Source organism: Vibrio sp. 10N.261.46.E11 (assembly GCF_041472735.1).
Lineage (GTDB): Bacteria > Pseudomonadota > Gammaproteobacteria > Enterobacterales > Vibrionaceae > Vibrio.
The window spans coordinates 24,823-46,482 of the sequence record NZ_JBFRQW010000030.1; the positions used below are offsets into that span (position 1 = coordinate 24,823).

At 43.9% G+C, this 21,660-nt stretch carries 15 protein-coding genes; 6 read left to right on the forward strand and 9 right to left on the reverse strand.

Features of this window, described 5'->3' with window-relative positions:
* Positions 1-48: 48 nt before the first annotated feature.
* Positions 49-1,212: a Na+/H+ antiporter NhaA gene (gene nhaA / locus AB4407_RS10045; protein WP_372120449.1), complete on the forward strand. Its 1,164-nt coding sequence runs from the start codon at positions 49-51 to the stop codon at positions 1,210-1,212.
* 234 nt (positions 1,213-1,446) lie between these two features.
* On the opposite strand, the gene AB4407_RS10050 is transcribed toward nhaA, so the two are convergent.
* Together AB4407_RS10050 and AB4407_RS10055 are read right to left on the reverse strand one after the other, a co-directional pair.
* The gene (locus tag AB4407_RS10050) at positions 1,447-2,058 is read right to left on the reverse strand and encodes an OmpA family protein (RefSeq protein WP_372120450.1); all 612 of its coding nucleotides are present in this window, start codon (positions 2,056-2,058) and stop codon (positions 1,447-1,449) included.
* Positions 2,058-3,365: a TolC family outer membrane protein gene (locus AB4407_RS10055; protein ID WP_372120451.1), complete on the reverse strand. Its 1,308-nt coding sequence runs from the start codon at positions 3,363-3,365 to the stop codon at positions 2,058-2,060. The genes AB4407_RS10050 and AB4407_RS10055 overlap by 1 nt, the downstream gene beginning before the upstream one ends.
* A gap of 302 nt (positions 3,366-3,667) precedes the next feature.
* Between AB4407_RS10055 and AB4407_RS10060 the strand changes: the two genes are divergently transcribed.
* The 4 genes from AB4407_RS10060 to fabV all read left to right on the forward strand — a co-directional run bounded on the left by AB4407_RS10060 (position 3,668) and on the right by fabV (position 11,589).
* The gene (locus AB4407_RS10060; protein ID WP_372120452.1) at positions 3,668-6,763 is read left to right on the forward strand and encodes a VCBS domain-containing protein; all 3,096 of its coding nucleotides are present in this window, start codon (positions 3,668-3,670) and stop codon (positions 6,761-6,763) included.
* Positions 6,764-7,208: 445 nt separating this feature from the next.
* Positions 7,209-7,838, forward strand: a complete 630-nt coding sequence (locus tag AB4407_RS10065; RefSeq protein ID WP_017065403.1) for a TetR/AcrR family transcriptional regulator — start codon at positions 7,209-7,211, stop codon at positions 7,836-7,838.
* 55 nt (positions 7,839-7,893) lie between these two features.
* The gene (locus AB4407_RS10070; RefSeq protein ID WP_372120453.1) at positions 7,894-10,176 is read left to right on the forward strand and encodes an acyl-CoA dehydrogenase; all 2,283 of its coding nucleotides are present in this window, start codon (positions 7,894-7,896) and stop codon (positions 10,174-10,176) included.
* 210 nt (positions 10,177-10,386) lie between these two features.
* A complete protein-coding gene (gene fabV / locus AB4407_RS10075; RefSeq protein ID WP_372120454.1) occupies positions 10,387-11,589 on the forward strand; it encodes an enoyl-ACP reductase FabV in 1,203 nt (400 codons plus the stop codon).
* Positions 11,590-11,774: 185 nt separating this feature from the next.
* Here fabV and AB4407_RS10080 read toward each other — a convergent pair whose 3' ends face one another.
* Together AB4407_RS10080 and AB4407_RS10085 are read right to left on the reverse strand one after the other, a co-directional pair.
* On the reverse strand, positions 11,775-13,457 hold the full coding sequence (locus AB4407_RS10080) for an aspartate:alanine antiporter (protein ID WP_012604238.1): 1,683 nt from the start codon (positions 13,455-13,457) through the stop codon (positions 11,775-11,777).
* Between the two features lie 251 nt (positions 13,458-13,708).
* A complete protein-coding gene (locus AB4407_RS10085; protein ID WP_009847069.1) occupies positions 13,709-13,972 on the reverse strand; it encodes a GrxA family glutaredoxin in 264 nt (87 codons plus the stop codon).
* Positions 13,973-14,497: 525 nt separating this feature from the next.
* Between AB4407_RS10085 and AB4407_RS10090 the strand changes: the two genes are divergently transcribed.
* Entirely contained in the window at positions 14,498-15,799 is a 1,302-nt protein-coding gene (locus AB4407_RS10090) for an iron-containing alcohol dehydrogenase (protein ID WP_372120455.1), read from the forward strand.
* A 127-nt stretch (positions 15,800-15,926) separates the two neighbouring features.
* Here AB4407_RS10090 and AB4407_RS10095 read toward each other — a convergent pair whose 3' ends face one another.
* From AB4407_RS10095 to AB4407_RS10115, 5 genes are all read right to left on the reverse strand, one after another.
* A complete protein-coding gene (locus tag AB4407_RS10095) occupies positions 15,927-16,781 on the reverse strand; it encodes a MurR/RpiR family transcriptional regulator (RefSeq protein ID WP_004734686.1) in 855 nt (284 codons plus the stop codon).
* 359 nt (positions 16,782-17,140) lie between these two features.
* Positions 17,141-18,784, reverse strand: a complete 1,644-nt coding sequence (panP, locus tag AB4407_RS10100) for a pyridoxal-dependent aspartate 1-decarboxylase PanP (protein ID WP_372120456.1) — start codon at positions 18,782-18,784, stop codon at positions 17,141-17,143.
* 118 nt (positions 18,785-18,902) lie between these two features.
* Positions 18,903-19,430 (reverse strand): hypothetical protein, encoded by a 528-nt coding sequence (locus AB4407_RS10105; RefSeq protein WP_372120457.1) that lies wholly within the window; start codon positions 19,428-19,430, stop codon positions 18,903-18,905.
* 174 nt (positions 19,431-19,604) lie between these two features.
* A complete protein-coding gene (locus AB4407_RS10110; RefSeq protein WP_372120458.1) occupies positions 19,605-20,510 on the reverse strand; it encodes a lysine exporter LysO family protein in 906 nt (301 codons plus the stop codon).
* 54 nt (positions 20,511-20,564) lie between these two features.
* Positions 20,565-21,485 carry an HDOD domain-containing protein gene (locus AB4407_RS10115; RefSeq protein ID WP_372120459.1) on the reverse strand — a complete coding sequence of 307 codons (921 nt, stop codon included), beginning with the start codon at positions 21,483-21,485 and terminating at the stop codon, positions 20,565-20,567.
* Positions 21,486-21,660: the final 175 nt, after the last annotated feature.

Genomic DNA, 21,660 nt, shown 5'->3' on the forward strand with positions numbered 1-21,660 from the left:
TATTCTTTGTTATTCGTTTATTTAAATAATAAATATAAGGGCGAAATCATGACCGACGTCATCCGTGACTTCTTTAAATTGGAATCTGCTGGCGGCATCATACTAGTCATCGCTGCGGCGATCGCAATGTTTGTAGCAAACTCACCACTGAACGAAATGTACCAAGGGGTACTGCAAAGCTACGTTCTTGGTATGTCTGTATCTCACTGGATTAATGATGGCTTAATGGCTGTCTTCTTCCTTCTAATTGGCTTAGAAGTTAAGCGCGAACTGTTAGAAGGCGCATTAAAGTCTAAAGAGACAGCTATCTTCCCAGCTATCGCAGCTGTGGGCGGTATGCTAGCTCCTGCACTTATTTATGTGCTATTCAATTCAAGTAACCCTGAAGCGCTTCAAGGATGGGCTATCCCAGCGGCAACTGATATCGCCTTCGCATTGGGTATCATGGCTCTTCTTGGTAACCGTGTACCGGTAAGCTTGAAGGTATTCCTACTAGCGTTGGCAATTATCGATGATCTAGGGGTTGTTGTTATCATTGCACTGTTCTACTCAGGCGATCTATCGACGCTTGCACTAACGGTTGGCTTCATTGCAACTGGTGTGCTGTTCATGCTAAACAACAAGCATGTAACTAAGCTGAGTGTTTACCTTATTGTTGGTGCAATTCTGTGGTTCGCAGTATTGAAGTCAGGTGTTCACGCAACATTGGCTGGTGTAGTCATTGGTTTTGCTATCCCACTGAAAGGCAATAAAGGAGAGCGTTCTCCGCTGAAACATCTAGAACATGCTCTGCACCCATACGTCGCTTTTGCAATTTTGCCAATCTTCGCATTTGCAAACGCAGGTATCTCACTAGAAGGCATCTCAATTTCAAACCTTACAGGCATGCTACCGCTTGGTATTGCTATGGGTCTATTGGTTGGTAAGCCTCTGGGTATCTTCTTATTCAGCTGGGGTGCTGTGAAAACGGGCGTAGCTAAACTTCCTGAAGGTGTGAACTTCATGAACATCTTCGCGGTATCTGTGTTGTGTGGTATTGGCTTTACGATGTCTATCTTTATTTCATCGCTAGCATTCGGACCAACGAACGCAGAGTTTGATACGCTTGCTCGATTAGGTATCCTGATGGGATCGACAACAGCGGCAATTCTGGGTTACATCCTGCTACGTACTTCTCTACCGAGTACGAAGCAACAAGAAGTAAAACTATAATCATTTGGTAAAATTACATCGGTAGTCTGCTCGCTAAATAGGGAGCAGACTCACTAAGTAAAAGCTATTTCCCGAATAGCTAGAAGCGTCACAGAGTCATCCCCTTGATTCGTGTGACGACAAAGAAAAAAAGCCGTGATGGGCAACCCTATCACGGCTTTATTGATCTTGAAGCTTAAGTGTATTTGTCAAATAACTTACTTTACATCTTTCGCTTTCAGTGATGATGTCACGTTACTTTTCTAGTGTGGTAAAAATGGTCCACTCTTCAACGATCTGCTCACTTAACCCAACTACGGTCGCGGTTACCTTACGATTCAGTGCGTGTGAAGTAGGATCGTCACCATCGTTTTCTAAGCGTTCTTCACCATAGCCAACAATTCTCACGCGCTCTGGTTCTATACCATTCGAAAGTAACTCATCTTGTACATTGTTTGCTCGTTTCTTTGACAAGTCTAAGTTGTATTCGTTGGAGCCCACTTTACTGGCGTAACCTTGGATTTCAATTGAAGCGCTTTTGTAGTTTTCCAGAAACTCTGCCATGGTGCTAATTTGGCTAGAAAATATTGGGTTTACTTCATATGAGTCATGAGCAAAGAGTATTTTCAGCTGTCGTACTTCTTCTGCTCGAATTGTTTCACCACAGCCATCATTGTCGACTTGTGATGTTTCTGGTGTACCAGGGCAGGTATCTCGCGCGTTTACTACACCATCTTTATCATCGTCTTGTAGATCGGCAATTTGTTCAGCTTCGGGCGTTTCGATGTAGGCTTCTCGCTGCTGATTGGAGCAGGCAAATAAAGTCATCGTTAATACGGGAAGTAATAAGTAAGTTATTTTCATCATTAATACTCCACGGCCGTTGTCCACTCTTCTGGTATGTCGACCAGTAGAGCGTTCAATAAAGAACCTGTAGCGTTCATCACTCGGTATTTAGCGTACTGCTCCGAGTAATGGGCATCCAGATAATCTTTGCGGGCCTCAAACAGTTCGTTCTCGGTATTGAGTAGATCAAGCAGAGTACGTTTACCTATTCGATATTGTTTTTCATAAGCGATAACGGTTTCCGAAGCTGAATCAACATGATCAGATAAGAAGTTCTTTTGTTGTAATGTGAGATCTAAGGCGCTCCATGAAAGACGAAGGCCTTCCTCAACTTGGCGATAAGCACGATCTCTCAGATCTTTCGCTTTGTTCAGTTGGTAAGCAGCAGCTTCAGAGTTAGCGCTGTCTGCACCACCATTGTACAAGTTATACCGCATTCTCAGCATTGCGAGCGTTTCTTGACTCGAACCTTCATCGCCTCCTGCATCATCACGCCATGACTGAGACGCTTCTATAGAGAATGTAGGGTAGTTTACACCTTTGGACTGTTTGTATTGAAAATGTGCTGCGTCGACATCTGCCGCCGCTATTTTAATTACTGGGTGTTTATCTAGTGCATCAACTAGGGCATCTGACAATGACAGTGGAATCCAAGATATATTGGCCCTTGGGTAAATCAGACCGAGCGGTTCTTGTCCTACAACTCTTCTAAATTGGGTATGTGTGTCGATCAAATTATTCTGGGCGGCCAATAAGTTACCATGAGCTTTTGCAATCCTAGCTTCTACTTGCGAAACGTCTGCGGTAGAACCTATGCCTGAACTCGCTCGTTTTTTGATGTCTTTATAGATTTTCTTGTGTATCGCAAGGTTACTTTCTGACAGCGCCAGTACCTCAGTCGCTTTTACTGCGTCGAGATATATTTGTGTTACCTCCAGTGCTTTGTCTTCGGCATCTGCTATCAATTGCAAACGAACTGATTCGGCTTCTGCAGCGGTACGGTCAATATCGTTCAGAGTCGAAGAACCATCCCACAGCAATTGAGTGAGGGAAATCGTTGCTTCCTTTCTTGTTAGATCCGTGTCTGGACCGTTATTGGGTGCAGGGTTTATACCTTCATAACCAATACCGGCATCAAGGTCGATACTCGGCCTGTATGCCCCACCAGAGGCGTCATTACGCTTTCTAACGCTCACATATTCGTTAAAGATGCTTTTTATCTCTGGATTCGTTGCCAAGGTAATAGCCACAGACTGTTCCAGAGTTTGAGCGGCGAGTGGTGCTGCAGCAACTAAGCAACACATTATGGATAATTTAAACAATTTCAAAGTAGCTCTCCTTCTACTTTCAATGCCTCATCCGTTTCCCAACCTACGTTTACCATTGAATTGAGTACATGGTATTAAACGAAGCTTAGGACATTTACAAAAAAATGCGAAGTTTGTTGGTTTTTTTTTTGAATGTAAGTCGCTATTGCTATTGACTAATTTAAAAAGCATCGCATTCCCATGCTTTTAGTGAGTTGATTATCAATAATGCCACTACTAAATTTATTGTAGGAAATAGCCACAGCGCAGAGTGGGATTGGATCCGCGTTTGGTGTGTTCTGGGCAGAAGTGGGAATATGGATATGGGAAATATCAACCTAAATATACTAGGTCTTGCGAACGGCGTCATAGTGCTCGACGCTCAAGGTCAAGTTAGACGTTTGTCTCCGGGCGAGCAACCAGCTGCTAGCGACGTCATTGTCACTGTCGAAACAACTGAAGAGAGCGTGCCAAACGTTTCTGCACGGTTTGTCGATGACCAAGGTCAGCAAAACGTGATAGACACTGATGATGCGATCGCTCAAGTTCAACGTGCTATTGAAGAAGGGTTTGATCCAACAGAATTGGGTGAAGAGTTTGATGCCGCAGCAGGTGAGCAAGGCTCAAGTCTAACCAACAGCGGTAGGATTGAACGTACAGGGGCTGAAACTCTGGCTTCAACAAACTTTGAAACTGACGGACTTGAATCTCAAGGGCTGTCCGAAACTCAAAGTATTGCTCTTTTCGATATCATTGCTCTTGCGCTTGTTTCAGGTGAAACCAACGTTATTGAGTTTGAACAGGATGAGCCTATTGAAACCGGGGGCGCTTTAACCATTGACGATCCGGACGTTACCTTTATCGCCAAAGATGCGGAAGGCGAAAATGGGTTCGGGTCTTTTGTCGTTAATGAGGATGGCTCCTGGACATTCGTGGCCAACAGTCCATTTGATGAACTTGCTGATGGCGAGCAAATTCAAGATACGACGACAGTGCAAACCTCCGACGGTGGCGAACAAGTCATCACCGTCACCATCATTGGTACTGATGATGCGGCAGTCGCTACCGATGACTCGGGCAGTGTGACTGAGGACATTGATGTAGATGAGATCACCAATCAATTAGTGACGTCTGGTCAGATCGTAATTACAGATGTAGACAGCGACACTCCTACCTATTCAGCTGACGGTGAGTTTAACCTCGTAGGTTCAACAAACGAATCACAGCTAGGCGTATTGAGCATCGACCCTGATGGTGCTTGGACTTACGTAGTTAACAACGACGATGTTCAGTACTTGGATGACGATGAATTCGTTACTGAGGTTTATACCGTGACAGCCAGTGACGGTACCACTAGCGAAGTGACTATCACTATTAACGGTGCCGATGATCCATCTGACATAACTGTTGGTGAAGGTGATTCAGACACAGGAGAAGTGACTGAGGATGTGGATGTTGATCAAGAGAGCAACAACTTAGCGACGTCAGGGACGCTAACCATCACCGATGTCGACGATAACGACGTCGCTGCTTTCGAACCAAACGGTGTGTTTAACCCAGAAGGTTCGACCAATGATACCGCTCTGGGTTTTTTGACCATTACCGATGGTGGTGAATGGACTTACGTCGTCAACAACGATGATGTGCAATACCTTGACGACGATGAGTTTGTCACCGAGGTTTACACGGTTACTGCGATTGACGGAACCACAAGTGAAGTGACCATCACCATCAATGGTGCCGATGATCCATCTGAGATTAAGGTTGGGGAAGGTGACTCTGATGTGGGAGAAGTGACAGAGGACGTCGATGTCAATGAAGATACCAACGAACTCTCGGTGTCTGGTACTTTAACGATTACTGACGTCGACACCAGTGACATGCCTGCATTTAAACCTAATGGTGTGTTTACCCCTGTTGGATCTACTTATGCACTTGCACTAGGAATGTTAACGATTACTCCTGAAGGGGCATGGAGTTATGTCGTTGATAACGATGCGGTTCAATATTTGAACGATGACGACACGGTTATTGAGCGATATGTCGTCACCGCCATCGATGGTGTAGAGCATGTTATCGAGATAACCATCAATGGTGTCAATGATGCACCTGAAGCGACGAGCTTTACGGTCGTCAATGATGAGGACGCAGTCATACCAATCCTTTTCGATTCTGAAGATGGTGGTATGCCTGATTACATCTCAGATATAGAAGATGACCATGATGACATTCCACTTAATATTAGGATAGAAAGCTTGCCAACCAACGGCAGCCTTTTGTATACCGACGAAAATGGCGTCACGAGAGAAATCGTTCAGTCTGATGTTGATAACGGTGTGTTGTTTGTTCCGAACAATATCAGTTTTGTTGCTGGACCTGGAGAGATGTTTGAAATGGGCTTCAGTGGTGATCCTGAGGATATGCCAGATCTTGTTGATGGTTTCTATAATTGGGGGGAAGAAGTTTCACCAACAGAGAGACTTATTACGCTAGATAACGGTAATACGATTACAGTAACGATCGAAGATAACAATGATAAACCGTTGAAACAGTATCAAGGCGAACAATCTCATGTTGGTTTTGGTATTGGTGATACTGATGGTAGAGGTATGAACAGCCAGGAGACCTTGGTCCTCGACTTTACTAATAATCCATTAGAGGTTGTTGATTTTGGTTTAGATGGTTTGGGTGGTTCATTTAACACTGATAGTAATGTTTATGTTGAAGTGCTCTATACCTTTGCTGATGGCACGACTCAGACGGAGCAATATCAAAAAGATCCAGGGGATACGGGGAATAGCCAAATTCTGTATGATTTTAGTTATTCTTCACCAGACAATCCGATTGTTGGGATGGAGTTGTCATCGACAGGGGGCAGTTGGGAGTTACGCTATGTCCAAGGTTACGAGGCAGTAACCGAAGACCCGCAGTTTGATTACGTCGCAGTCGATTCTAATGGTGCAGAAAGCACGGTAGAGACGGTCACGATAGATATCGAAGATCCGCAGCAATATAACGTTGTTAGTGCGGCGAGTAATGAACCCTTGTATGCACAGTCAGGTAACGATCTGCTGATTGGAGATAGCGGAGATAATATCTTCACTTGGCTAGACTCCGCGCTCGACAACGGTACTGATATTATTAAAGATTTCGAGCTTTATACTGCTGGTTCTGGGGACCTGATTGATCTCAATGATTTGGTCGAAGATCCTCAAGACGAGACTCAAATGGCAGAGTTACTTGATGCGATAGAGGTCTCTGTCGACGGAGAAGATATCGCGTTGTCCATTCCAATCAATGGAGGGGATGATGTTCAAACTATCGTTGTTGAGGGGATTGCGACTGAACTGGGTGGTTCGGTTGACCTAGGTAATGACCTAGCAGTGCTGGGAGAGCTGATAAAAAATGACGCAGCTTAATTAGATAAAGTGAAAAGTTCTAGCACTCAATGTAAGCAAAGCCCTCGATTTTTCGGGGCTTTTTTTGTATCGAATACCAGCCAAAGAAAAGGTATCGGAATAACACACAAAAAAAGCCCAAACCAACGTGGTTTGGGCGGATACAAGTATAGGAGTTAATAAGGAAAATGCAGTAATTAAGAAAGCAGTGAGAAGAACAAGTTTGACGGCCTGTTAAACTTCTAAATACGCTGTTTTCTACCTAATTTATGACCCTCCATTTCCATTTCAGTTCCAAGAAAATTCATTATTTTTTTCTTTTTTTGTAAACACACAGCGATTCAATCGGTTAGTGCTGAGTTTTACTAACTGGTACGACCAATTTGTGAAAATGTGATGTTGCTTGCTTGTTAAATAAATGTGCTAAGCGTATATTTCAAACAGTTGTTTAATACGAGTGATTGAAATGGCACCAAGAAGTACAACCAAAGACAAAATCTTAGATGTGGCTGAAGGCTTATTTGCTGAGCACGGTTTTAATGACACCTCTTTACGCACGATTACGAGTAAAGCGAATGTCAACTTAGCTTCAGTGAACTATCACTTTGGCGATAAGAAGACTCTGGTTCGTGCGGTACTCAATCGTTACTTAGAAGCATTTATGCCAGCACTGCAAGATGCATTAGTGAACTTAAACTTGAACGAAACGTATTCTATGAGTGACGTGTTTGAGTCTTTAAGGCAGCCACTAAGAGCACTTAATGATGTTAGGCCAAATGGTACAAGCCGGTTCATGTTACTTATCGGCAGAGGCTATACGGATGTGCAAGGACACTTGCGTTGGTTCATTACTACCCGTTATAGCGAAGTACTTTCTTTGTTTACAACGTCAGTAATGAAGGCGAATCCGAACCTCACTCAAGAACAGTTATTTTGGCGATTACACTTCACCCTAGGGACTTGTGTATTCACCATGGCATCAAGTCAGGCTCTGGTAGAAATTGCAGAGAATGACTATGACAGAAAGATAGATGCTAAGGCAGTGGTCGATATTCTTATTCCATATTTAGCCGCTGGCATGTCAGCAGAAGAATAAAACAATAAAAAGCGAAACATTCACAACCAATATAGTGAACAAAAGGATCTGAACTATGAGCTCTCTAAGACAAAAATGGGTAAGTGACCCAGCTTTTAAACTCTTTAAAAAAGTACTACCACCACTATCTAGCACCGAGAAAGAAGCGATGGAAGCAGGTAGCGTGTGGTGGGACGGAGAGCTGTTTTCTGGTAAACCAGATTTCACTAAGCTTCACCAGTACCCAAAACCTCAGCTGACAGCAGAAGAGCAATCGTTCATGGACAATGAACTTGAAACTCTACTCGCTATGCTTGATGACCACAAAATTGTGAAAGAAGACCGGGACCTTCCTGAAGAGGTGTGGAACTTCTTACGCAAAGAGCGTTTCTTCTCGCTAATTATCGCGAAAGGGTACGGCGGCCGTGAATTTTCGGCGCACGCCAACTCTACAATCGTAACTAAGATTGCAACGCGTAGTATCAGTACCGCGGTTTCGGTAATGGTTCCAAACTCTCTTGGCCCTGGTGAGCTACTGTCTCACTACGGAACTCAAGATCAAAAAGACTACTGGCTTCCACGTCTAGCTGACGGTACAGATATCCCTTGTTTCGCACTAACAGGCCCTGAAGCAGGTTCTGATGCGGGTGGTATCCCTGATGTCGGGACTGTGTGTATGGGCATGCACGAAGGCAAAGAGACTCTAGGCATCAAGCTTAACTGGAACAAGCGTTACATCACGTTAGCTCCTGTGGCGACTGTACTGGGTCTGGCTTTCAAACTGCACGATCCAGAAAAATTACTGGGTGACAAAGAAGACATTGGTATTACTTGTGCACTTATCCCGGCAGACCACGAAGGTGTTGTGATTGGTGAGCGTCATGATCCACTTGGTCTTGCGTTTATGAATGGTCCAACACGCGGTCACGATGTATTTATTCCTATGGAATGGCTAATCGGTGGCGCAGATTACGCAGGTAAAGGCTGGCGTATGCTGGTGGAGTGTCTGTCTGCAGGTCGTGGTATTTCATTACCCGCACTTGGTACGGCGATGGGCCACCTAACAGCGAAAACAACTGGCGCATATGCTTATGTTCGTAAGCAGTTCGGTATGTCGATTGGTAAATTTGAAGGTGTTGCAGAGAGCTTAGGCCGTATTGGTGGTTTAACGTATCTATTAGAAGCGACTCGTACACTGACAACCACTTCACTGGATATGAAAGAGAAGCCGGGTATCGTAACGGCTATCGCGAAATATCATATGACAGAGATGGCGCGTACTATTCTGAATGACTCAATGGATATCCACTCAGGTCGTGCAATTCAAGATGGCCCAATGAACTACTTGGCTGCGCCTTACCTAGGTATTCCAGTTGCTATCACAGTAGAAGGTGCGAACATCCTAACTCGTAACCTGATGATCTTCGGTCAAGGTGCGACACGTTGTCACCCATACGTATTGAGCGAAATGGAAGCGGCAGCGAACCCAGACGAGAAGCAAGGTGCAAAAGACTTTGATAGCTTGTTGTTCAAGCACATCTCACACGCAACTAAAAACACGTTTGGCGCATTTGGTGCAGCACTGACTGGCTCTAAGTTCATTAAAGCCGACATGAGCGGCCCAACTAAGTCTTACTACCAAGATTTGACTCGTTTGAGCCGTGCGCTTGCAGTGAGTGCGGATTTCGCAATGCTGACGCTAGGTGGCGAGCTGAAACGTAAAGAGCTTATCTCTGCACGTTTGGGTGATGGTCTAAGTTACCTATACATGGCGTCTGCTGCGCTTAAGAAGTATGAAGACGAAGGTCGTCAACAAGCTGACCTAGACTACGTACACTACGCGGTTCAACACTGTTTCCACAATGCGGCTAAGTCGTTACAAGAAGCGTACCGTAACTTCCCGAACAAGATGGTGGGTAAAGTACTTAAAGGTCTAGTTTTCCCTGTAGGTAACCACTTCGAAAAACCAAGTGATAACCTAACCGTTCAACTAGCAGAAAGCTTGATGACTCCGGGAGCACACCGTGAACGTCTGACTCACCTTTGCTACATCGGTAAGGAAGAGGATGATAGTGTTGGCCTTATGGAGAACGCGTTCAATGCGATGTACAGCATCAAGCCTCTGGAGCGTAAAATCTTCAAAGCAGTGAAAGAGGGCAAAGTGGCTCGTAAAGGCTTGCTGGCGGATAAACTGGCTCAAGCACTTGCTGCTGATGTTCTAACACAAGAAGAAGTCGACCAAATTGTTGCTGCTGATAAACTTCGTTATACAGCGATTCAAGTTGACCACTTCAGTCATGACTTTAGTGAAACTTTGACGCGAAAAGAGTTAAAACCTAAGCTAAATAGCGTTGCTTAAATAAAGAAACGATAAAAGGCACCTAATAAGGTGCCTTTTATCGTTTTTGTCGTAGAAGTCGCAATAGAAGCGTTAACAAATGGTGACTTAGTCGGCAAATATCAGTTGAGTGCTCCAACCACTTGCATTTTCACCACATTTTTACAGAAATTAGATGCCATTTGCGCACGAAACTCTTATCCTTAACCTGATTTTTTAAGGAAGTTGAATATGATCATCAAACCTCGAATTCGCGGATTCATCTGTACTACAACACATCCAGTCGGTTGTGAAGCTAATGTAAAAGAACAAATTGCTTACACAAAAGCTCAAGGCCCAATCGCTAATGCACCTAAACGTGTACTCGTTGTTGGCTCTTCAAGTGGCTACGGCTTGTCTTCACGTATTGCGGCTGCATTTGGTGGCGGCGCTTCAACTATCGGTGTTTTCTTCGAGAAAGCCGGTACTGAGAAAAAGCCGGGCACAGCTGGTTTTTACAACTCAGCAGCGTTCGATAAGCTAGCTAAAGAAGAAGGCCTGTATTCAAAAAGCCTTAACGGCGATGCTTTCTCTAACGAAGCTAAACAGAAAACAATTGACCTGATCAAAGAAGATCTAGGTCAAATCGATATGGTTGTGTACTCACTGGCATCTCCAGTGCGTAAAATGCCAGAGACTGGCGAAGTGATTCGTTCATCTCTTAAACCTATCGGTGAGACTTACACATCTACAGCGGTAGATACAAACAAAGATGCGATCATCGAAGCAAGCGTTGAGCCTGCTACTGAAGAAGAGATCAAAGACACTGTTACGGTAATGGGCGGTGAAGATTGGGAACTTTGGATCAACGCACTTTCTGAAGCGGGTGTTCTAGCTGACGGTTGTAAGACTGTTGCTTACAGCTACATCGGTACTGAGCTAACGTGGCCAATCTACTGGGATGGCGCGCTAGGTAAAGCTAAGATGGATCTAGACCGTGCAGCGTCAGCGCTTAACGAGAAACTAGGCCAAACTGGTGGTACTGCGAACGTTGCTGTTCTTAAGTCAGTTGTGACTCAAGCAAGCTCTGCTATTCCTGTTATGCCTCTTTACATCGCTATGGTGTTCAAGAAGATGCGTGAAGAAGGCATTCACGAAGGTTGTATGGAACAGATCTTCCGTATGTTCAGCCAACGTTTATACAAAGCAGATGGCAGTGCAGGAGAAGTTGATGAAGTGAACCGTCTACGTCTAGACGACCTAGAACTTCGTGACGACATTCAAGAGCATTGTCGTAACCTATGGCCTCAAATCACAACTGAAAACTTAAAAGAACTGACTGACTACGTAGAGTACAAAGAAGAGTTCTTGAAGTTGTTCGGTTTCGGTGTTGATGGTGTTGATTACGAAGCTGACGTAGAGACAGCTGTTGAATTTGATGTAGCTGACATCTAATTCAAACAATCGAATCAAAACGAAATAGGCGCTCATTGAGCGCCTATTTTTTTGTCTGTAGTTTGAGGAAAGTAGTATAGAGATGTGGGATGAGAAAAGAGATTAAGTCATAAAAAATGCACTAACTCAAAGATGAATTAGTGCATTTAAAATATCTAATCTAAAGCGCTATAACGCTGAATAAACTAGCTAATGATAATGATAAAGGTACCCGCTAAGGTCATCAATATATTGGCTATCGCGTACGTACCCGCGTACCCAAGTGCTGGGATAGTTGAACGAGCGTGGTCATTTACTATGTCCATCGCCGGAGCACAGGTTCGTGCGCCAATGATGGCTCCAAAAAGAAGAGCTCGGTTCATCTTCAGTGCGTAAGCGCCGACTAGGTAAGCGAAGAATACCGGCAGTACACTCACGATAAGTGCTATCCCGATAACTTGCGGGCCTACTTGAGTCAAATGCTCAAATATCTTACCACCGGCGCTCAAGCCGATACCGACCATAAAGAACATCAAACCGAGATCTTTGACCATATTCAACGCCCCTTGAGGAACGTAACCGAAGGTAGGGTGGTTCGCTCGTAAGAAGCCAAGCATGATGCCCGATAGAAGAAGACCAACTGCATTACCTAAACCAAATGAGACTTGGCCGAATGTCATGGTGATCAAACCAAACAAAATACCCAGAATGAAGAAGCTACAGAAAGCCGTCAAATCGGCCATTTGGCTGTGAATCGAGATGAAACCAATTTTTTCTGCAAGGCCGTGAACACGGCTCTTTTCACCACTCACCTGCAGTACATCACCTTTAGAAAGTACGATGTTTAAGTCCATCGGCATTTCAATTTGAGCTCTCACTACGCGGTTAAGGAAACAGCCGTATTCGGATAAGTTTAAGTCAGATAAACGCTTACCCGCGATGTTGTCACTTTTAACGACGATTTCTTCTTCGACGATTCGTAGATCGAGAAGGTTACGGTCAAAAACTTCTTTGCCGTTTCGGAAACTTGGATCAAGACGAGCGTGGCTGTCAGGGAAGCCAACTAATGCGATTTCGTCACCTTCTTGCAAAATAGCGTCACCATCGGGGTGGGCAAGAATACCATTACGTCGAATCCGCTCGATGTAGCAACCAGTTTGGCGATAGATGCCAAGCTCACGAAGGTTCTTGCCATCAGTCCAGGTAATTAGCTCTGGTCCCACACGATAAGCTCGGATAATGGGTAAGTAAACCTTACGCTGGCCAGAGGTGCCTAGGCCGCGCTCTTGAGCGATTTGTTCTGCAGAGTCGTGTAGGTTTACTTTCTGAAGCTTTGGAATAAGGCGAGCAAACATAATCATACTGATTAAGCCGACTAAATAAGCCATCGCGTAACCTACAGAGAGGTTTTCTATAACCAGACCCAGGTCCATGTTTCTTGGTACTTCAGCTAAACCTGAATTGAGTGCATCTTGTGCGCCAACTAATATTGGTGTTGCAGTTAGTGCTCCCGCCATCATACCTGCGGAAAGTCCGAAACCAAGACCCAAATATTCGCTGCAAAAGTAGGTAAGGGCAATGGCGGTAGAAAGTACAACGAGGCTAAGAATGAGGTAATGCTTACCGTCTCTGAAGAATATACCGAAGAAGTTGGGGCCAGCTTCAATACCTACACAGTAAATGAAGAGCATGAAACCAATTGTGAGAGCGTCGGCGTTAAAGGAAAAGCCAAGATGTCCCATGATAAGAGAAGTAATCAGAACACCGATTGAATTTCCAAGTTGGAGGCTACCGAAACGAATTTTACCAATGGCGAGGCCAATAGATAACACAACAAAGATGAGAAGGATGGGATTTTGTTTTAACAGCAAGACAACGTCGATATTCACAGTGATTGCTCAATAATTAGCGTGAAACACAGGATCAGTTTGAGGAATGAATTGTATCTAAATATAAATAAATTATAAGTGCTATTTTCAATTTTATTCGATATTGGCCTGAATCTTACTCCGTTTGAAAAATTGTCACAAAAAAGCCCGCTACAATGATGAGCGGGCTCTATATCAATCGTCCAGTCTAACTCTTATTTTTGTTAGCTGTTCAAGGCGTTAGCGTAAATTCTCGTATGAGAAATTCCCGCTTAGTCGAAAAGGCCTAAGTTTTCTTTTGCGTATGCTTCAAATTCTGTGCAGCCGCCAATATGATCTTGGTCGATGAAGATTTGTGGAACTGTGTCTACAGGTTTACCAACAGTCTTCTCTAGGTCAGCTTTGCTGATGCCTTCAGCGTGGATATCAACATAACGGTAGTTGAAGTCATCGCGTTTAGCTTTAAGAGTTTCAGCATGCTCTTTTGCACGAACACAGAATGGACAAGCAGGGCGACCAAAAATAACTACAAACATTTAATTTCTCCTAAATACGGGATGAGGCTCGTTAACTCAGTTATGTTAACTATTCTTTAATGAATGCCACTCAAAATTTCTTAAAACCAACTATGCCTCAATGCCATGGGGAAATAAAGATGGAATTGCCTCTTAATACGATAGGTTCTGCCTATCAGCACAAATATTAATCATAAAAAGGTAGAGTATTGTTTACTGGCCACTGTCATCGTTAAGCCCCCTCAGTATTAGAGTGTGAATTACCCCTAAGATTACGACTTTAATCCATCTTTAGTGCGACAAGTTGCACCTCGTCAAAAAAAACAAACATAGAACGAGGCATCCTTTATCTGGGTATGGAACCATATTCGGTAAGCAGCATGATGTAACGATGTTTAGGGTATTCGTATTTAGGATGCAGAGATTGTGTTGTAAATACCAAGGTCATATTTCAAAAGTTAAATTCCAAAACACCCGTTTCCCCAAATCAATTTTCCAATAACCAAGAGCTCGCAGTTTTGTTCGGTCATAGGCGCAGGAGGCACCATGTTTCAATTTATGACATCTACAAAGATCATCTTTGGTGATGGAGCCCTCTCTGCTTCATTGTCTCTCTTTAATCAATACGGTTACAGCGTGCTATTGGTGACTGGCAATACATTAGAGCGAGCTTCAATTGTCACTGGCTATCTCGATGCACAGAGCATGCGCTATCAACACATTGCTATTTCCGGAGAACCCAATATCAAAATGGTTGAAGAGGCGGCGATATCTGCACGTCGATTTAAACCCGATATGGTAATCGCTTTGGGTGGTGGCAGTGCCATCGATATGGGCAAGGCGTTAGCTGCGGTTTTACCTAATCAAGGCAACTTATACGACTATGTTGAAGTTGTCGGGCGTAATGTTCCTCTTAAAGCTAAACCGCTTCCGTTTATCGCGATTCCAACCACTGCGAGTACAGGTGCAGAAGTCACTAAAAATGCGGTGCTGAAATCAGGGCAAGATCAGGTCAAAATAAGCCTTCGAAGCCCTGACATGCTAGCCGATGTTGCGATTGTCGACCCTACTTTAACTCATGGAACTAATCTGTATTTATCGGGGCGTGGTGCAATGGATGCGTTTACCCACTTAATGGAAGCCTATGTGTGTGGCGAACCGAATCCGTTAACCGATATGATCTGTGAAGAAGGGCTTCGCAAGTTAAGTTGTTCTGTTATACAGGCATGTATCTACGACGAGCCTCAAGCGCGTTCTGATCTTGCTTTCGCTTCTATGCTCGGAGGAATGGCAATAACCAATGCCAAACTTGGTGCCGCCCATGGGGTAGCATCTGCGTTAGGGGGCAAGATATCCGCGCCGCACAGTGTGATAACAGCGCGCTTAGCGCCATTTGTGATGTTAGAAAACATTGCAGTAGCGAAAGAACAGCAAAGAAACGACATATTAGCGCGCTATCAGCGCATTGCTCAGATTGTTACTGGAAGTATTGAGGCAAAAGAAGAAGACGCGATTGCTTGGTTATCTGAAGTGTTGGACACGTTAAAGCTTCCAAGCCTACTGGAGTTTGGTGTCTGCGAAGCTCAGTTTGATGAGGTGTCTGCCGATGCGCTCAAATCAGTGGCTATTAAAGGAAACCCTTTACCGTTGAATCAAGAGAGGCTTGTACGTATTCTGAAGCAGGTTTGTGAGGAATGCGACTGTGGAGGGGAATACCATGAGACAGCCTCGATGAATCAAACTGCTCAACTTGCCACAGAGCAGGCTACGGAGTCGAGTTTTACCATCATTAACTCTTATGCGTCTGAGAACAGTGTTGTAGAGAAAGGCAATAGCTGGACTATTTAACGGTCTTAGATCTGTTCGCTGTATAAGGCATTAAAACAGACAAACAAAAACGGAGCACTAGGCTCCGTTTTTTAATAGCTATCTTTTTGTTCGTATCTAAGAGGCACTTTGTTTCTACCTTAGAAGATTAGAACTGAGAGTACTTTTCGTAACGTGAATCACGAAGTGACTCTTTTACTCGTTTCAGGTTCTCTCGGAAGCCAGAACCACGACGAAGCGTAAAGCCTGTTGCTAACACATCGATAACCGTCATCTGAACAACACGACTTGCCATTGGCATGTAAACGTCAGTGTCTTCCGGCACATCCAATGAGATAGACAGAGAACTCGCTTTATCTAGCGGAGAGTCTTTTGCTGTGATAGCGATAACTGTCGCGCCGTTTTCACGAGCTAAGTTCGCAATCTCTACTTGGCTTTTGGTGCGGCCAGTGTGAGAGATCAGAACAATAACGTCGTTGTCACTGCAGTTAATGCAGCTCATGCGTTGCATCACGATGTCTTCGAAACAAGTGATTGGGATATTGAAACGAATGAATTTGTTTTGAGCATCTTTGGCTACAGCAGAAGAGGCACCCAGTCCGAAGAATGAAATGCGTTTTGCTTGAGTCAGCAAGTCAACCGCACGGTTTACTTGCATCGCGTCTAAACTGTTTTTAGCAACATCTAGACAAGCCATAGTTGATTCAAAAATCTTATGCGTGTAAGCATCTGGGCCATCATCTTCTTCAACATTACGGTTCACGTAAGGTGTACCGTTCGCCAAGCTTTGAGCTAGGTGAAGTTTAAAGTCAGGGAAGCCCTTTGTGTCTAAACGACGACAGAAGCGGTTAACTGTAGGCTCACTCACGTCAGCCATTTTCGCTAAGGTAGCAATGCTAGAATGAATTGCAGTTTGAGGGGAAGCCATGATTACTTCGGCTACCTTACGCTCAGACTTGCTGAAATTTTCCAGGTTTTTTTGTATTTTTTCTAATGTATTCATAGTGTTCACAAGGGTATAGAGAACAACTTGCTAGTTAATATCTTTTACCAGGGGGTATGGCTGAAACAAATATAAGAAAATACAAAACCAAACCTATATTCGGTATTGTAAATTCTACTGCATCAAAGAGATATCAAGCTAACTAGCACCATAGAGTCAGTATAAACCCAACATACTATTCACTAATACAAAAACACGGCATCAATGCTTAAGAATATGACAAACCTCAACAAAATTTTAGAAAACTACAGAATTGGAAGAGGGTTTGAGCAAAAAGAATGCAAATTGAGTATGAACTGACAGCTAAGTTACATCAAAAAGAAAGAAATTTTCAATTTGATGCAACTAAAATTGAATGGCTAGGCGTTGATTAGCTTAACCAATTTGGTGATTTTACTCATCAAGTTGGGTGCTAGTTTAGAGATTTCACGCTGTTCTTCAAGCACTGAAGAGAGAATATCGTTGCCCGTCAGTGGATTTGCTAATACTACACGGAAAACGATGATTGGCTGATGCGCCCATATTTCGGGATTTAAGCGCGTTCGCGATACGAAAGACTTGCCCGTTTCACGTTGCTTCTTCTGAATAAACTTGGTCAGTTCATTCAGTAGCTCATTCAGTTCAACACGCTCTGGTGCTTTAGCCTTGAGTAGTGCTGCTTTGACTGATCCAGGCACATAGCGATAGGTCAGTAGGCAAAGCTCAGGCTCTGAAACCAGTTCGAAGTCGATTTGATCTTTAATCAGGTCAGCAAAGTAGCGCGCTTTATTGATGCTCTGGTCGATCAGCAGTTCATAACCTGGGCGACTGATGATGTGCATTGAGGCGTAGACTAACATTGCCATACCTGAACGAGAGCCTTCTAACGTATGGCTACCTAAGTCTTTTGAGCCCTTGCGAAGGATGTATTGAGCATGATGTTCGATTGCGGTCATCGCATCTGGCTTCTTAAACAAAACCATGCCAGCACCCATAGGGATATAAAGCTGTTTATGTGCATCAATCGTAACTGAATCAGCCAATTCAATACCATCAAGTAGGTGACGATGGTTGTTCGACATTAGAGTCGCACCGCCCCAAGCGGCATCAACATGGAAATGACAATCGGATTCGGCACAGACTTCTGCAATGTCTCTTAGAGGGTCGATATTACCGGTTTCGGTTGTACCCGCCACACCAATGACAGCGAAAGGCTTTATCTTATTCTGTTTGAGCTGTTCAATCTTGAGTCTTAGGTCGTCCGTACAAATGCGGTTGTCGTTATCCGTTTTAACAGACACTAGACCTTCTTGACCAATACCAAGGACATCCGCTGCTTTTTTCAGAGAGTAGTGACCACGTTCAGAAACCAAGATAGCAAGGCCTTCGTAGCCGTAGTGCTTCATGGCTTTAAATAAGCCTTCTTTTTCCACACCTTTGAACGAACCTTGTGCTTTTAGTGCATTGTTACGAGCAACCCAAAGCGCAGTAATATTCGCGATGGTACCGCCAGAACAAAACGCTCCTAAAGAGTGGTTGGCACTGTGCATCCAGCGAGAATAAAACTGGTCGCTATCCTGATAAATCAGGCGATGTAACATACCCAGAACTTGACGTTCTAGGGGAGTGAAAGCTTTTGAGGTCTCGATTTTTACTAGATTCTGATTTAGCGCAATCATGATTTTAGACAGCGGCATCAGGAAATAGGGTAGCGCAGACGTCATGTGACCAATAAAACTTGGCGACGACGTATGTACAGAATGAGATACAAGAGAATCGAGGAGATGCTCGGTATGTTCTGAAACAAACTCAGGCTGCTCTGGGATATGAGCATTCGAAAAATCTTTCTCAATCTCACGTAATGGCTTTTCTTCAGCCACAATGTGTTCACGTAAGAATTGATTCAGGTTTCGTGAAAGTTTGTCTTCGATTTGAGTGAGTGTTGAGTCTGGGCCTTCTGGTACTGTAAAGATACGTAGAAGACTGTCAAAGCTAACATCTGCTGTTTTTTGTTCCGTAACCATAGCAAGCGAGTTATTTTTCTTATATTGACGCGAGCGGGATAATCTAAACGAAAACGGGAACAATGTCCCGTCTTAATTATGAAATCCAACTTCCCATAAAAGCATAGTAAATTAAGGGTTATTTACACTTAATCGCTTCTAGTTTGGCGATCGACTGGTTGTAACGCTGCAGTGCTGTATCGATTTGCTTAGGGTGACTAAGCAGCTCAGCAAACGCAGAACGTAGCTCGTAGTTTTGAGCGTGAGGTGTTGATTGGCGGTCGTCGAATGTTGTTTTCGCGATTCTACCAAGTTCATCATCACGTGTTGATAGCGTTTTAATGTCGTGTTGTTCTAATTGCAACCAAGCTTCTACAGGTTGCTCTGTTGCCACTTTGCTTGAATCGTTCACAAGGTAGTAGTTTACCGCAGCGCGATTAAGCTCGAAGTGGTGCTTACGACCTTCTAGGAACCACTCGCTTACTTCTGTCAATTCTGGGTATTGCTCAGAAGTTAATGTAGCGAGGTCAGCATACCAACCTAAAGAGGCGTCGATGTACGCATCATATTTTTTTGCTTGACACTGGTTTGTCTCAGACATTGAATCTGCTGCAAAAGAGAAAGTAGAAGTTGAAGCTAGCAGTAATGCGACGCAAAGGCGTTTCATAGCGGTTCCTTTTGTAAGTTTATTCTTTTTATAACGTTGTCGTTACAGATTACCGTGATCATTATTTGTTGAGCAATGACACTTAGTGTCTTTTTATTTCGGTAACTGTATCGGTGTCTTGGGCATCGGTATTCGAGTTGCATTCTAATCTAAAACAAACGCTATTCCTGCGATCTAGTTAGCAAGAGATACAAAGAACAACATCAAAATCGGGACAAGCAGGCTGAGGATAAAGCCACTTACGATCGCGACTGGCACGCATCGAACGCCACCTGTTGTTTGAATAACAGGCAAGGTGAAGTCCATTGCTGTCGCGCCTGCATAGCCAATAGAGGTGCAGGGGTAGCTGCGGATAAGTACTGGGATCAGCACTAATGCCACTAACTCTCTCAATAGTTCTAGCATGAATGAAGCACCGCCATAAACAGGACCAAAGGCATCGCCCATCAAGATACCGGCTAAAGAATACCAGCCAAACCCTGAAGACATTGCCAAGGCTCTAAACAAGGGGATATCAAGGATATAAGCCGCAACAATACCACCAAGCATTGAGGTGGTGATGATTGCGATTGCGATTACCATACCGTGCTTGTTGAGTAAGATTTGACGAAGTGTTAGTCCGCTATTGCGTAGCTGAATGCCAATAAAGAACAGTAGAATAAAGAGAATCCATTCACTCGCGGTGTCAACCCAATCAAGTCCAATTGGCAGAACTAAACCAGCGATAAGGCCGGAACCGACCACTAAGATGAGTTTGGCAGACTCCATCGCCATAGAAGACAGGGGGAGTTTTTTATTACAGCTGTCTGTCTGGAGTGGTAGTAACTTATCAATAGCAGGTAGCGCCATTAGGTTACAAACGCTTAAACAGACAAAGAAAGTGGCCGTGTATAGAAGAATTGTCTGCAGGTTACTGCCTAGGTTATCGAGTGCGGCTAAGCTTAGTCCCATTAACGCGAGAATCACGTAGATCAACCGCGAAGTCGAGCGGTTGATAAATTCTAGCGTCTGAGCGTTCGTAATTGAAAAAAGATACCCCACGACGAGTGGCGCAAATATAAAGATCATCCCTGTAAACATGCTTTCCCCATTGCATTGACTTCATGTTGCATTTACTAGCGATGTAACAGTAACTTAGAAGCCGCTAGTATTGATCACGTCACTTAGCTTTGCATTAAAATCCTGTTTGCTCAAGTTGCTTAATTTATAAAGTACTTCCGCTCCTGTCACGTTTAGTTCAACTTCGTGCTCATCAATGTTCTCATCCTTGTTTCTAAACATCAGTAGGTGGTTAGCGATTCGTGCAATATCAAGATAAGAGACTTCGCGTTCCTCTTGCTTGTTGATGGTGTTGCTGCACACGTCAATGAAGTCGCTGTCGAAGCCCCAGCGATCAAGCACCAGTTTACTGGTTGCTGAACATTGGCCTTGGAATATTTGCAGTGCGATGTCGTGATCTAAATAGTTCCCGTTGTCTAGGTAGAGGTGATATTCACTAACTAAACAAAACAAGCCAATATCTGCAAGTAACCCAACAAGTAGTGACTTTTCATGTTCTAGATAACGGTATTCGGTAGGGGACAGTTCTTTAAATAGGTTAGTGACTAACACCATAGTTGCGGCGAGTTCTTTTGATACAGAAGCGCTCTGAACCAATAGCTCGTTGCACTCTTTACTCAAATTGACGGAATGTTTAAGTTGTTCAATAGCCTGAGCCGTGACAATGTCACGCACTCTCAATATACCAAGACGCGATACGGCCGTCATAACATCGACACAAGTAATATTACGTCTGTTGAAGACAACTGAGTTAGCAACTCTGATCACGATTGCTGTCAGCCCTGGGTCTTCAAGTAAGCACTCGGCAACTTCGGCGACGCCTGTTGGTTCAAGAGTACAAAGCTTTTGAATTTTAAGTACAACCTCAGGAATCGGAGGAAGAGTTATTTTTCCCGCTGAGATGGAATGTCCAACAAGTTGGGCAAACTCGGATTCTAGGCCCTTAAGAAGAAGAGCTTTATTTTGTGGTAGCCAGAAAAATGATAAATGATTCATATTAAGAGTAAGAACATGTATGTCGTACCATTTTACAAGCCGCGATGCTGCGAGGCAATACTCATCGAGCCACATAAGCTTTGATAACTTGAACGGAAGTATCACTAGGAATTAAATTCTTGGCGCGATTTGATAGTTTAATGTGATGTAAATCATTAAAAGCAAGGATATTCAA